Origin of the sequence: Haploplasma modicum ATCC 29102 (assembly GCF_000687835.1) — a bacterium.
Taxonomy (GTDB): Bacteria; Bacillota_I; Bacilli_A; order Acholeplasmatales; family Acholeplasmataceae; genus Haploplasma; species Haploplasma modicum.
The window spans coordinates 184188-197917 of the sequence record NZ_JHYB01000002.1; the positions used below are offsets into that span (position 1 = coordinate 184188).

The window sequence follows — 13730 nt, forward strand, 5'->3', positions numbered from 1 at the left end:
AAAAAGTATGTTATAATTATAATATAAAAATAGGAGGGTATTTATGAACAAAACAGAATTATTAGCAGTTGTTGCTATGAAAACAGAAATGACACAAAAAGATGTTAATTTAGTTGTTGATACTTTAATTAATACAATTACAGAAACTTTAGCAAGTGGTGAGAAAGTAGTTGTTACAGGATTCGGTACTTTTGAAGTTCGTACAAGAGTTGAAAGAACTGGTAAAAATCCAAGAAATGGTGAACTTATTGTTGTACCAGAACAAAAATCGCCAGCATTTAGAGCAGGTAAATTATTGAAGGATGCTGTAAAGAAATAAGTTAATTTGGTTATAACAATGTTATAACCTTTTTATTTAATATATTTTAGGATAAGGGTGTAATATTTATGTTAATTTTTGAAAAAGCAATGATTAATGATATTAAGTATTTTAAACAAACGGAATATAATCCTCATATTACTGATGAAAAGGGAAAAACACTACTTCATTATGCTGTCTTAGGTAATGCAATGGATGTTATTCACGAACTTATAAAAAAAGGTGTTAATGTTAATGTAGAAGATAAGTTTGGTGAAACACCAATTTTTGATTGTGCTAGAAAAGCAAAGTATGATATTGCAAAAATCCTTATAAATAGTAATGCTAATCTAAATATATTAAATAAAAAAGGAGAATCAATAATTCATTTTGCTGCAGCAAAAGGTAATAAGCTATTTATTCAGTTATTACTTGAAAATGAAATAAATTATAAGATAGTAACTAATGAAGGATTATATCCGATTCATTATGCCGTTATAAATGGTCAAATAGATATTATTAAATATATTTTAAATTTTTCAAATCAGTCAATCTTATTAGTTGATGCAAACAATAATACGTTATTACATTATGCTGCAAAAACAACAAACGACTTATTAATTTATTATTTACTAAGTGAAGGATTAAATCCTAATCTTTTAAACAAGAATTATGAAACAGCACTTTTTAATGCAGTAAGATTTGGAACTAAAGAAACAGTTAAAGCATTACTTAATAATGATATTTATATAAGTATAAAAAATGAACAAAGAGAATCTGCAATTGATTATGCATTAATTTATGAAAAATATGATATTGAAAATATTTTGTCTAACTATCAGATGTTACCTAAATATGAAAGACTAGTTAATAAACAAGCACTTTCAATAGCAACGCTCAATAGAGATTATAATTATTTAGATCATTTAGTTAAGACTAATCATGTTTTACAAAATGATAAATACAATTTTAGTGCATTAGATTATGCAAAACTTTATAATCTAAAAGATGCAGTTTCAATTCTTAGAAAAATTAGATAAAATCATAAACTTCTAGTAAAATAGAAGTTTTTTTTAACTCGTATTAATTGCAATCTAACTCAAATATTCTATAATGAGAAAAGAAGATAGCACTATAAAGGTTGGAATGGATTTGAGATATTCACCATTTGAAACTACAAATCAATCAGGCACTTCAAGTGGGATATCTGTTGATATTAAAATTTTACCAATGGAGTTGTTTGGTTTTACCTCATATCAAAAATATCGATATATAATTATTCCTCAAGTAGTAAGAGTATTAATGCCGCTGATGATGATTAATCTCTCGCTCATCAAAAACATAACAATAGTTTTAGAAAAAACTAGAAATATAGAAAAAAAGAAGCATATAAAATTGCTTTAAAATATTTAAAACTACTAAAATTAGAAGATCAAATTAATAAAATACCTAAAAATGTTTCTTGTGGACAGGCTCAAAGATCAAGTATCTCAAAAGCCTTAACTATTAATCCAAGTATTATTTTTTTAGATGAACCCACAAGTTTACTTGGTACAGTTTTGACTGATAAAGTGTTATCTCCGATAGAAGACTTGAAAGATTTAGGTAAAGATTTTATATTTGTAACTCATGTCATTAGTTTTGTTAAGGACTTTGCTGATTATGTTATTTATTTAAATGATAGTTAAATAATAGAGCAAGGGAAACCTATATTTTTAGATAATCCTGAAACACTTGAATTAAAAAAATTTATGAGTCGTGTTAGATAGAAAAGTTGTCCTATTAGACATCTTTTTTATCTTTTAAACAATATTTAATTGTTGATTTATATGTTTTATCTTTTTTTAAGATTATATTAGAAAAATTATCATGATTAATCGCATCAGGCTCAAAACTTGGCTCAATAGCTAACCCAACGTGTTTAACGTATTGTCTTTCTAATAGGGGTTGTTTTAATGGAAAGTTTGCTGAATAAATTTGAGCTCCTGGATAAGAGGTTCTAATTAGAAGTTTTTTATTATTATAAGAAAGTAAGATTTTTCTTTGTCTATTAAATAAGAAGAAGTTATCAATCCCTCCTAGTTTAATAAAACTTTCATCCTTAATAATATCTCTTATAAAGTTATTTTCTCTAAAATCTAATAAAGTATCAGAATTATTTAAAATGTTTCCATTTACGGCTTGAGTTTCATCAATTTCAAGTGATCTATTTGAATCCATATATAATCTGTGATTTAATATATCCTTTTCGTCACTTAAATTAAAATAACTATGATTTGTAATGTTTAAAATAGTATCTTTATTTGATTTAGCTTTATAAGTAATTTTCAAACTATTTTTGCAAATCTTATAAGTTACAAATAAAGTAATATCACCTGGATAGCCATCTTCCATATCATAATTTGTAGCCTTTAGTATTAAAGTATTGTTAGTTTTCTTAACTAAATTGAAGTTTTTATTACTAAATCCTTTAGGACCACCATGACCTGAGTTTGTTCCAAAGTTTTTATCTAACTCATATTTTATTCCATTTAAATGAAAAACTCCATCTTTTATTCTATTGGTTACCCTGCCTATTGTTTTTCCTAAATATCCATTACCATGATGCTTGTAGTCTTTTAATTCTTTATTTGTAATGACGATATTTTTCATATCTTTAAAACCATACCACTTATAAATAGTTGCTGCAAAACTTAAAATTTCAACTTTTTGATATTTATTTTCTAATTTATATACTTCCATACTATCTTCCCCTTAATTGTTATAATCAAATTTTAACACAAAATATAATTTTAGTAAAGTTTTAGTAAAAATTATGTTATAATAAAATTAATTAAAAGAGGTGGTTTTAAAATGAGTGCTACATTAAAAGATATTGCAGAAAAAGCTGGAGTTAGTGTTTCAACAGTTTCTAGAATATTAAATTTAGATGATACATTAAATGTAACTGATGATACTAGAAATAAAGTTTTAGAAATTGCAGATAAACTATCTTATAAAACAAGAGTTAAAGTTCCAAAACAAATAGAGATTGCACTAATACATTGGTATACAAGAGAAATGGAATTAGAAGATGATTACTATCTTGCAATTAGACTTGGTGTCGAAAATAGTGCAATATCAAATAATATTAAATTACACAAAGTATTTTTAGATGATTTTTCAAAACAATTACCTAATGCTAGAGGAGCAATTGCAATTGGTAAGTTTGATGAGAAAGAAATAAAACTGTTTCAAAATAAATATGAACATCTAGTTTTTGTTGATTCATCTCCTGATGAAGAATTGTTTGATAGCGTAGTTATAGATTTTGAAGAATCATATAGAAAAGCAATTAAATATTTACTAGATTTAGGTATTAGTGATATTGGTTATATTGTGGGAGAGAATATACCCAGACATTAAAACAACCAATCGGCGAGAGAAGAGAATTGTTTTTTAGAAACTATTTTAAAGAACAGACAAAAGTTCATATCGGTAAATTTTCAATTGAAAGCGGATATTTATTAATGAAAGAAATAATTGAAAGTAATAGATTAGCAAAAGCCTACTTAATAGCAAGTGATGCAATGGCAATTGGAGCATTAAGAGCTTTATATGAAGCAAATATTAATGTACCAAATGATGTTTCTATTATTGGTTTTAATGATAATCCACAAAGTGAATATACAATACCACCACTATCTACAATTAAAGTTTACAAAGATTTTATGGGTGAAAAAGCAGTTAACTTATTACTGGAATCAATAAAGGGGAAAAAAGTTAGAGAAAAAGTGTTGATTTCTACTAAACTAATAATAAGAAAAAGTACGAAGGAGCTAATTAAATGAGACAAGATATTGAAAATTTAATTAATTATGAAATTAAAAATAATGTTATTACTAAAAGAGATTATATATATGTTAAAAATCAAATTTATGGACTACTTAATTTAGAATTAGACTATAAAGAGTATAAACCAGTTGATATTTTATATCCATCTGATGCATTAAATAATATCTTAGATAAACTAGAAGCGAGTAATATGCTTGATGGCTCACAAACTGCAAGAGATTTATTTGATTCAAAAATAATGAATGTTTTTGCAAAATTACCCTCCACTATTCAAAATGATTTTGACTTACTTAAAAGTACTAATAACAAACTAGCTACAAGAAATTTATATGAGTATGTAACCCACTTAAACTATATTAGAAAAGATAGAATAGATAAAAATATAGCTTTTAAAAGAGCATCTAAATATGGTTTTTTAGAAATAACAATTAATCTCTCAAAACCTGAGAAAGATCCAAAAAGCATAGCAATGGCGTTAAACGCGAAACAAAGTGAATATCCAAAATGTTTGTTATGTAAAGAAAACGAAGGATTTTTAGGTAATTTTAGTAGAGATTCCCGCAACCAACATCGCTTAATTCAGTTTAACCTAAAAGATGAAAAGTGGTTTTTTCAATATTCTCCGTATATATACTATAATGAACATGCAATTGTCTTTAGTGATTCGCATCACCCAATGAAAATTGAAAATAAAACATTTGAAAGATTGCTTGATTTAACAGATGAATTTGATGGATACTTTTTTGGGTCAAATGCAGACTTACCAATTGTTGGGGGATCAATCTTAACGCATGAACATTATCAAGGTGGTAGTCATGTTTTTCCAATTGAATTAGCAAGTTCATTATATGAGAAAAACATTGATAATACGATATTTAAAATATTAAATTGGCCACTTTCTACCATTAGAATTGAATCAAAGAAAAAAGAAAAAGTACTATTATTTGCAAATAAGATACTAGAAACATGGAAAAACTATTCAAATCAAGAACTTAATATTAAAGCATATACTAATGAAGTGCCACATCATACAATAACTCCTATTGCAAGAAAAAAAGATAATAAGTATGTACTTGATTTAATTTTAAGAGATAATCAAACAAGTATCAAACATCCAGGTGGTATATATCATCCACATGAAGATAAATGGCATATTAAAAAAGAAAATATTGGTTTAATTGAAGCAATTGGTCTTGCAATTTTGCCAGGTAGATTAAAAGATGAGTTAGAAGATGTAAAAGATTATTTACTTTTTGATAAAAAATTAAATGATAATTCCATAAAACATCAAAAGTGGGCAGATAGTTTTAAGGCTCTTGCAACAAAAGAAAATATCGATGAACTAATTGAAAGTGAACTATCTAAAAAGTTTGAAGAAATATTAGAAGACTGTGGAGTTTTCAAATTAAATGATTTAGGAATTAATCAATTTATTAAATATTTAGAAGGGGTTATTTTATGAAAAAATTAGTAATTGAAGGGTTTAAAGATGTATTTAAAGAAGAAGACAAAATAAGAACATATTTTTCACCAGGACGTGTTAATTTAATAGGTGAGCATATTGATTATAATGGTGGATTTGTAATGCCTGCAGCAATAACTTACGGAACATATGGGGCAGTAAGACTTAGTGAAGATGATAAGGTTAGATTATTTTCACATGGATTTAGTAAGGAAGTTAAAGCTTTTAGCTTAAGCGAATTAGATAAAAGCGAAACTCATGACTGGACTGATTATGTTAAAGGAGTATTTTTCATATTAAGAAAACATGGTTATATAATTGATAAAGGATTTGATTTATATATAAACTCAAATATGCCAACTAGTGCAGGACTATCATCATCATCATCACTAGAATTACTTATTTTAGTAATTCTAAATGATTTAAATAATCTAGGACTAACAAAAAAAGAGATGGCAATACTTGGCCGCGAAGTTGAAAATGAATATATTGGTGTAAATAGCGGTATAATGGATCAGTTTTCGATTGCAATGGGTAAAAATGAACATGCAATTTTATTAAACACAAGCACATTAGACTTTAATTATGTACCATTAAAATTAGGTGAATATGAGTTACTAATTGTAAATACCAACAAAAAAAGAGGCTTACATGATTCTAAGTATAATGAAAGATTTAACGAGTGTAGAAGTGCCCTTGAAATACTTAAAAAACATTATAAAATTGCAGACTTATGTAGCCTAAAGATTGATGAGTTAGATAATATTGAAAAAATATTAAATAATCAAATATTATTTAAACGCGTAAAACACGTTATAACCGAACAACAAAGAACAATAGACAGTATGAATGCCCTAAACAATAATGATATTGCTTTATTTGCTAATCTTATGACAAAATCACATATGTCATTAAAAGATGACTATGATGTTACAGGCATTGAGTTAGATACTTTAGTTTTTGCTTTACTTGAAAATGGAGCATTAGGTGCAAGAATGACTGGTGCTGGTTTCGGTGGATGCACAGTTTCAATCGTAAAAAAAGATTTAATTGGTAAAGTAGTAAAAGAAGTAAAAACTAAATATAATGAAGTAATGGGCTATGAACCTTCTTTTTATAATGTCATAGCAGCAGACGGAACTAAAGAGATTTAAAGTCTTTGACTTTTTTCTCTTTATTATTATATAAAAGGAGTAGTTATGTATAAATTAAGTGTAGTAGACGATGAACATATTGTATTAGAAAGATTAAAACAAATGATTGCTAAAATTAATGATGAAGATTTAGTTTTAGAAAGTAGTTTTGATAATGGTGATGATGCATATAATCAGTTATCAATTAATCCACCAGATATTTTAGTAACCGATATTCATATTCCTTTTATTAATGGAATTGAATTATCTAAAATGCTCAAAAAAATTAATCCATTAATAAAAATAATAATCATAACTGGATATGAAGAACTTAGTTATGCAAAGGAAGCAATTGATTTAGAAGTTGTTGGTTTTATTTCTAAACCAATAAGTTTTGATGAACTTTCAAAAATAATTACAAAAGCAAAAAATAAAATAGAACTAGAAAAATCTGTTGAAAACAACATTGATGAATTTAATCAATTTTATCATGACAATATTGCTGTAATTAGAGAGAATTACTTATCTAAACTTTTAAACAAAAATGTTGTTAATGATAATTTTAAATATCAATTAGACCGAATAAATATCAATTTAGACTACAGCAATTTCGTAGTTGGATATTTTGATTATGATCAAATTTATAAAGATGAAGATAAAGAAATGTTTGAAAAACTTATTTCAAATCAGTTATACATCAGTGGTTTTAACTATCACTTATTCCACAAAGAATATGATCTTGTTGTTCTTCTTAAGAAGAGTGAGAGTTTTATAAAGGAAAATCTAATTGATACAATGAAGTTAATTATAGCAAAAGCTAAATTACAATTAAGTATGGAAATAAGTATTGGACTAAGTAGTTTTTCTAATAATAAACCAAACTATAAACAACTATACTTAGAAAGTAAAAATGCAATAACATCAAGAAAATTATTTGGTGGTATGCAAGTATTTCTCTACAGTGATTTAGAAAAAGATAATAAAAATAGTTATTTAATAGATGACAATATTTATAAAAAATTAACTTATATGGTTAGATATGAACAAGATAACACAAAAGCAAAAAATGTTTTAGTAGAGATTAAACGAATTATCACATATACAGAATATTTAAACGTCTATGAGTTTAATTTATCTAATATCTTAAACTCAATACTTAAAGGATTAAGTGAAGAAGCTAATTTAAATAAAGATGAAATAAGTTATAGTCATCTTTATAAAACTTTGTTAAGTTTTAAAACTGTTGATGAAGCATTTAACTGGTTTAATGAATTAGTTTCAAAAATACAAAACATTAATTATAGTTACATTGAAAATAAAACTAGTCATAATATGAATTTAATCTTAGAATATATTAATAATAATTATACTGATAGTAATCTAAATTTAGAAACATTAGCTGATATGGTAGGATTTAGTATTAGTTATATAACAACTTTGTTTAAAACAAACTATAAAACAACATTTGTTAAATATCTAACTAATATTAGAATGGAAAAAGCAAAAGAATTATTGCTTAATACACCAAATAAAATTATTGAAATTGCAAGTCTTGTAGGATATAATGACCCATACTATTTTAGCCATTCATTTAAAAAGCATTTAGGACTATCACCTAAGGAGTACCGTGATGAACATGAAAACTCCTAAAAGTAAACCGCTTTGGTTAATTATTACAAGTACATTTGTTTTAATGATGACTCTACTTGTAATAGGTATTGTTTTTATTTCCCAATTAACATTTTCAAGAAATACTAACAATATAACAAAGATACAAGCTGAAACAATTAATGAACAAATTGTTTATAATTTTGAGATGTATACAAATGATATTATTAATATTTCAAATCAAATTCAGACACTAATTTCTAATGAGAATATAAGAGTAAATAAGGATAAAACTTTAGAATTAATTAATACAGTTAGTTATCTTGATCCAAAATATGAAGAAATCTCCATTTATGATTTATCAGGCAATTTATTAGTAAGTACTAATAACGATTCTATTTTAAGTGATGTTACAAAAGAAGACTGGTTTATAGAAGCAAAATTAGATCAAACAACCCACTTTTATTCAAGACCTGAATATGTAGATGGTAAATATAAAATAAGTATATCTAAGTATGTTCCAATAGATAAGTATAATGAATATGCAATCTTAAAAATGTATTTAGATTTTTCAGACTTGATAAATATAGCAGATAAATCAAATCTTGGCAATAATGGTCATATTTCAATTATTAACAATAGATATGAATATATTTATTCATCTAAGACAAGTGATTATACTGATGAAACTGAAATCAAACTTTTTAAAACAACCATTCTAGGTAATGATACAGTAAAAGTAAATGATTTACATATGTATTTTATTTTAAGCTCAATTAGTAATACTCCATGGCGAATAGGAGTCTATTTAAATATTAATGATAATATTCAATCAAGTCGTGCATTTTTATTATCAACAACCCTATTTACTACAATTTTTCTTCTTATTTCATCATTGATATTTTATTCGATCTCAATTGGCATAACTAGACCTTTAAACAAGTTAAAAGATGCTATGAGCAATATTGAAAGAGATGAGAAATTAGACTTAACTAAGGTAGAAATAACATATCCTAAAGAAGTTGAAATATTAAGTAATAATTTTAATATTATGATTAATAGAATTGATAATTTAATGAACAGTGTCATTAAGGAAAAAGAGTTACAAAGAAAAAGTGAATTAAAAGCACTTCAAAATCAAATCAATCCACATTTTTTGTATAACACATTAGATTCAATTGTATATATGGTTGATAATAATGATAATAAATCAGCAACAATGATGATTTTAGCCTTATCTAAATTATTTAAAATAAGTATTTCAGGGGGAAGAAATATTATAACTGTCAAAGATGAAATAAGTCATGCAGAGAGTTATCTACTAATTCAACAAGTTAGATATAAAGATAAATTTACTTATGAAATAAATATTGAAGATGAATCAATATTAGAACTTAAGACGATGAAATTAATTCTACAACCACTAATTGAAAATGCTCTTTATCATGGTATTAATAAAATAACAGATAATGGTAAAATATATATTAATGTTTCTAGATATAATGAATTAATAAAATTTGAAGTTATTGATAATGGTTATGGAATGACAGAAGAAAAAATTAAAGAACTTTATCAAATGATGGATAATGACGACTTATCAGATGGTGTTGGTATTAAAAATATTTATCAAAGATTAAAAGTTTATTATGGTAAGTCTGCAAAACTAGAAATAACTAGCCTTGCTGATGAAGGAACTTCAATCATAATATTAATTCCAGTAGGTGATGAAAATGAAAAAAATAATTAGTTATATAATTTTAATAACATTAGTAGTATTACTAAGTGGTTGTAAAAACAATAGTCATAAAAAAATTGGAATCCTAATTTATGATAAGGAAGATACTTTTATGAAAGAATATTTAACTTCTGTAATAAATACTATTGAAGAGGAATATTATTATGAAGTAGGATTCGCGGATAGAAATCAACTTAAACAAACAAGTCAGTTTATTAATTTTATTGATAGAAAATTTGATTTAATCATTGTAAATGCAGTTGATAGATTACAATCAGGTTCATTCATAGAAAAAGCAGAACAAAATAATATCCCTTTAATATTTATTAATAGAGAACCGCAATCCTTATTAAATGATAGTAAAAATAGCTATTATGTAGGATCAGATAGTAAAAATACAGGTCTTTTACAAGCAAACATTGTAAAAGAAATGGTCGCTAACTATAAAATTAAAGATAAAAATAATGATGGAACTATTCAAACAATTATTTTAAAAGGTGAACAAAGTCATCAAGATTCAGAGTCTAGAACAATTGAATTTATTGATTCCTTAGGAAAACTTGATGTTTCATATGAACTACTTGCTATAAGTGTAGCTAACTGGGATAGAAAACAGGCGTTTGATAAAATGAAAGAATTAGACCAAATGCTAGATAACATTGAGCTCATTGTTTCTAATAATGATGATATGGCACTTGGAGCAGTAGACTATTTAAAAGAAAAATATGGGGAAATAGATTTGAAAATTATTGGTGTGGATGGTACTAATAGTGGACTTAATGCAATAGATAATAATGAAATTTATGCAACAGTAACTAATGATATTGTTGCACAAACTGAAGCAATTAAGAAAATAACTGATTATTTATTAAAGGGGATCATTGATTCAGACTTCAACTATGAAGAGAGATTTCAACTAATAAAAGGGGAAATAGTAAAAAAATAAGCGTTTTCATATTATGTGTCAAATTTTACATTGTTTTAAGTCATATTTTACATTTTATTATAAAGCGCTTACAAATATAATTGAAGTAGATAAAAAATTAGGAGGAAAAAATGAAAAAAATAATTTTATCGATTTCAATTTTAGTTTTAGGCTTAGTACTAGTTTCATGTACTAAAAGTGATGAGTTTGTAGTTGATGTGTTCATTTATGAATACTCAGATACATATATTGGTGGAGTAAGATCGGAATTAGAAAAACAACTTAAGGGTATAGATAACTTAAAATATCAATTCCATGATGCAGCATCAAGTCAAGAAACACAAAATACACAAATTGATGCAGCAATAACAAAAGGCTCAAATTTATTAGTAGTTAACGTTGTTGAAACTGAATCAGCAAATGTTGTTATCGAAAAAGCAAAAGATGCAAAACTTCCTGTATTATTCTTTAATAGAGAAATAACAGATGCAGCAGTTAATTCATATAAAGGACAAACAGCATTTATTGGAACTGACCCAGATGAAGCTGGATACATGCAAGGATCACTAGCATTTGATATTTTAACAAAAGACTATGCAAAATCAGATCGTAATAGTGATGGTAAAATTGGTTATGTAATGTTAAGAGCAGATTTAGATAATCCTGAAGCAAATGGTAGAACAAGATATTCAATCGAAGAAGCAAATAGATTATTAACTGAAGCTGGTAAACCAGCATTAGATAAATTAGCAGAAGATCAAATGGCTGCATGGGATACTGCAAAAGCTAAAACATTATTTGAAGCAGTTATTTCAGATTCAGCTGTATTAGATAAAATTGATATCGTTTTTGCAAATAATGATGATATGGCACTTGGTGTAATTCAAGCATTAAAAGAAAAAGGATATAATGGAACAGATAAAACTAAATATATTCCAGTCTTAGGTGTTGATGCAACAGCTACAGCAGTAGATGCAATTAACAGAGGAGAAATGGCAGGAAGTATTAAACAAGATGGTGTTGCAATGGCAACAGCAGTTAGAGAATTTATTCAAAATATCCAAAATGGCCAAAAATTCAATGAAGGATTAAGCTATGAGTTTGAAACAGGTGTAGATAAAGTACGTATTCCTTACGCAAAATTTACAAAGGAATAAGATCATTTGAATTTTATAAGTAAGGCGATTATTTATTAATCGCCTTATCTTATCTTAGAGAAGAGGTATTATATGAGTGATATTTTATTAGAAATAAAAAATATAAGTAAATCATTTCCAGGCGTTAAAGCATTAGATAATGTCTCGCTAGACGTTAGAGCTTCAGAAGTTCATGCTTTAATGGGTGAAAATGGTGCTGGAAAATCAACATTGATGAAATGCTTGTTTGGGATTTATCTTGAAGATAGTGGGGAAATATTTTTAGAGGGAAAAAAAGTTCACTTTAATAATGCACTACAAGCATTAAATAGTGGAATTGCAATGGTTCAGCAAGAATTAAATCAAGCTACTAAAAGAAATGTAATGGATAACTTATGGTTAGGAAGATATCCACTTAAATATAAGTTCATGCTTGATGAACCAAAGATGTATAAGGAAACAAAAAAATTATTAGAAGAATTTAACATTGATGTTGATCCAAGAGAAACTTTATCGAACTTGTCTGTTTCAAAAAGACAAATGATTGAAATTATTAAGGCAGTATCACATAATGCTAAGGTAATAGTTTTTGATGAACCAACATCTTCACTTTCAGATCAAGAAGTTGAACAATTATTTGCAATAATAAAAAAATTAAAAGAAAAAGGCGTTGGTATAATATACATCTCACATAAGATGGAAGAAATATTAGCAATCTCAGATAGAGTAACAATTATGCGCGATGGTAAATATATTTCAACAAATAATTCTAAAGATTTAACCATGGATAAGATTATTAAAGATATGGTTGGTAGAAGTTTAGAAAGTAGATTTCCCATTAGAGAAAAGAATGTTGGAGAGATCTTACTTCAAGTTAAAAACTTAGGTGCAACACATCGTTCACTTGTAAAAGATGTATCGTTTGATCTTAGAAAGGGCGAAATACTTGGTATTTCTGGACTAGTTGGCGCAGGAAGATCAGAGATTTTAGAACTTATTTTTGGATATATGAGTAAAGAACAAGGTGAAGTTATTTTAAATGGTAAAAAACTTAATATTAAAAATACTAAAGATGCAATTAAAAATGGGTTTGCTATGATTACAGAAGAGCGAAGAGAAAATGGAATTTTTGGAGTTTTGAGTGTTAAAGAAAATGCAGTTATATCTAATCTTAATTCATATAAAGAATATAAACTAGCTTTAAATGATAAGAAAATGCAATATGACACCAATAAAATAATTGATGAAATGAGTGTAAAAACACCTTCGTCAAAGACAAAAATTTCAAGTCTTTCAGGTGGAAATCAACAAAAAGTTATTATTGGTAGATGGTTATTGACTAAACCTGAAATCTTATTAATGGATGAGCCAACTAGAGGTATTGACGTTGGCGCAAAATATGAAATTTATCAGTTAATGAACAAGATGGTAGATGAAGGGAAATCAATAATTATGATTTCATCAGAAATGCCTGAATTGATTGGAATGTCAGATCGTATTATGGTTATTTCAAATGGAAAAGTAGCTGGAATTGTTGATACAGATAAAACTTCTCAAGAAGAAGTAATGACCTTAGCAACTAAATATATTTAAAGGAAG

14 protein-coding genes are annotated in these 13730 nt (G+C 26.2%); 13 read left to right on the forward strand and 1 reads right to left on the reverse strand.

Annotation, left to right across the window (positions count from 1 at the left end; genetic code table 11):
• Window positions 1–43 precede the first annotated feature (43 nt).
• The 4 genes from T352_RS0100935 to T352_RS07355 all read left to right on the forward strand — a co-directional run bounded on the left by T352_RS0100935 (window position 44) and on the right by T352_RS07355 (window position 1986).
• Window positions 44–319: an HU family DNA-binding protein gene (locus T352_RS0100935; RefSeq protein ID WP_026391361.1), complete on the forward strand. Its 276-nt coding sequence runs from the start codon at window positions 44–46 to the stop codon at window positions 317–319.
• Between the two features lie 68 nt (window positions 320–387).
• The gene (locus tag T352_RS0100940) at window positions 388–1338 is read left to right on the forward strand and encodes an ankyrin repeat domain-containing protein (protein ID WP_026391362.1); all 951 of its coding nucleotides are present in this window, start codon (window positions 388–390) and stop codon (window positions 1336–1338) included.
• Window positions 1339–1444: 106 nt separating this feature from the next.
• Window positions 1445–1702 (forward strand): hypothetical protein, encoded by a 258-nt coding sequence (locus tag T352_RS0100945; protein ID WP_026391363.1) that lies wholly within the window; start codon window positions 1445–1447, stop codon window positions 1700–1702.
• Window positions 1703–1857: 155 nt separating this feature from the next.
• The gene (locus tag T352_RS07355) at window positions 1858–1986 is read left to right on the forward strand and encodes a P-loop NTPase family protein (protein ID WP_269146495.1); all 129 of its coding nucleotides are present in this window, start codon (window positions 1858–1860) and stop codon (window positions 1984–1986) included.
• Window positions 1987–2080: 94 nt separating this feature from the next.
• Here T352_RS07355 and T352_RS06020 read toward each other — a convergent pair whose 3' ends face one another.
• A complete protein-coding gene (locus T352_RS06020) occupies window positions 2081–3040 on the reverse strand; it encodes an aldose epimerase family protein (RefSeq protein WP_026391364.1) in 960 nt (319 codons plus the stop codon).
• A gap of 111 nt (window positions 3041–3151) precedes the next feature.
• On the opposite strand from T352_RS06020, the gene T352_RS07225 reads away from it, so the two are divergent.
• The 9 genes from T352_RS07225 (at window position 3152) to T352_RS0100990 (ending at window position 13724) form a co-directional block, all read left to right on the forward strand.
• The gene (locus T352_RS07225; RefSeq protein WP_051615662.1) at window positions 3152–3703 is read left to right on the forward strand and encodes a LacI family DNA-binding transcriptional regulator; all 552 of its coding nucleotides are present in this window, start codon (window positions 3152–3154) and stop codon (window positions 3701–3703) included.
• Window positions 3704–3729: 26 nt separating this feature from the next.
• Entirely contained in the window at window positions 3730–4128 is a 399-nt protein-coding gene (locus T352_RS07230) for a substrate-binding domain-containing protein (RefSeq protein ID WP_210994337.1), read from the forward strand.
• Window positions 4125–5594, forward strand: coding sequence for a UDP-glucose--hexose-1-phosphate uridylyltransferase (locus tag T352_RS0100960; RefSeq protein ID WP_162151073.1), 1470 nt, complete (start codon window positions 4125–4127; stop codon window positions 5592–5594). The genes T352_RS07230 and T352_RS0100960 overlap by 4 nt, the downstream gene beginning before the upstream one ends.
• Entirely contained in the window at window positions 5591–6748 is a 1158-nt protein-coding gene (locus tag T352_RS0100965) for a galactokinase (protein WP_026391366.1), read from the forward strand. Before T352_RS0100960 ends, T352_RS0100965 begins: the two co-directional genes overlap by 4 nt.
• Window positions 6749–6793: 45 nt before the next feature.
• On the forward strand, window positions 6794–8377 hold the full coding sequence (locus T352_RS0100970) for a response regulator transcription factor (RefSeq protein ID WP_026391367.1): 1584 nt from the start codon (window positions 6794–6796) through the stop codon (window positions 8375–8377).
• Window positions 8358–10082 carry a sensor histidine kinase gene (locus T352_RS0100975; protein WP_026391368.1) on the forward strand — a complete coding sequence of 575 codons (1725 nt, stop codon included), beginning with the start codon at window positions 8358–8360 and terminating at the stop codon, window positions 10080–10082. Before T352_RS0100970 ends, T352_RS0100975 begins: the two co-directional genes overlap by 20 nt.
• Window positions 10066–11016, forward strand: coding sequence for a substrate-binding domain-containing protein (locus T352_RS0100980; RefSeq protein ID WP_026391369.1), 951 nt, complete (start codon window positions 10066–10068; stop codon window positions 11014–11016). The genes T352_RS0100975 and T352_RS0100980 overlap by 17 nt, the downstream gene beginning before the upstream one ends.
• Window positions 11017–11126: 110 nt before the next feature.
• Complete coding sequence (locus tag T352_RS0100985) at window positions 11127–12152, forward strand: galactose ABC transporter substrate-binding protein (RefSeq protein WP_026391370.1); 1026 nt, start codon at window positions 11127–11129, stop codon at window positions 12150–12152.
• A 72-nt stretch (window positions 12153–12224) separates the two neighbouring features.
• Window positions 12225–13724, forward strand: coding sequence for a sugar ABC transporter ATP-binding protein (locus T352_RS0100990; RefSeq protein ID WP_026391371.1), 1500 nt, complete (start codon window positions 12225–12227; stop codon window positions 13722–13724).
• Window positions 13725–13730: the final 6 nt, after the last annotated feature.

Bases quoted from the DNA above. Each gene is read 5' to 3' on its own strand.
- T352_RS0100970 (WP_026391367.1), top strand. From the start codon at position 6,794: ATGTATAAATTAAGTGTAGTAGACGATGAACATATTGTATTAGAAAGA.
- T352_RS0100990 (WP_026391371.1), top strand. From the start codon at position 12,225: ATGAGTGATATTTTATTAGAAATAAAAAATATAAGTAAATCATTTCCA.
- T352_RS0100945 (WP_026391363.1), top strand. From the start codon at position 1,445: ATGGATTTGAGATATTCACCATTTGAAACTACAAATCAATCAGGCACT.
- T352_RS06020 (WP_026391364.1), bottom strand. From the start codon at position 3,040: ATGGAAGTATATAAATTAGAAAATAAATATCAAAAAGTTGAAATTTTA.
- T352_RS0100980 (WP_026391369.1), top strand. From the start codon at position 10,066: ATGAAAAAAATAATTAGTTATATAATTTTAATAACATTAGTAGTATTA.
- T352_RS07225 (WP_051615662.1), top strand. From the start codon at position 3,152: ATGAGTGCTACATTAAAAGATATTGCAGAAAAAGCTGGAGTTAGTGTT.
- T352_RS0100940 (WP_026391362.1), top strand. From the start codon at position 388: ATGTTAATTTTTGAAAAAGCAATGATTAATGATATTAAGTATTTTAAA.
- T352_RS0100975 (WP_026391368.1), top strand. From the start codon at position 8,358: ATGAACATGAAAACTCCTAAAAGTAAACCGCTTTGGTTAATTATTACA.
- T352_RS0100935 (WP_026391361.1), top strand. From the start codon at position 44: ATGAACAAAACAGAATTATTAGCAGTTGTTGCTATGAAAACAGAAATG.
- T352_RS0100985 (WP_026391370.1), top strand. From the start codon at position 11,127: ATGAAAAAAATAATTTTATCGATTTCAATTTTAGTTTTAGGCTTAGTA.
- T352_RS0100965 (WP_026391366.1), top strand. From the start codon at position 5,591: ATGAAAAAATTAGTAATTGAAGGGTTTAAAGATGTATTTAAAGAAGAA.
- T352_RS0100960 (WP_162151073.1), top strand. From the start codon at position 4,125: ATGAGACAAGATATTGAAAATTTAATTAATTATGAAATTAAAAATAAT.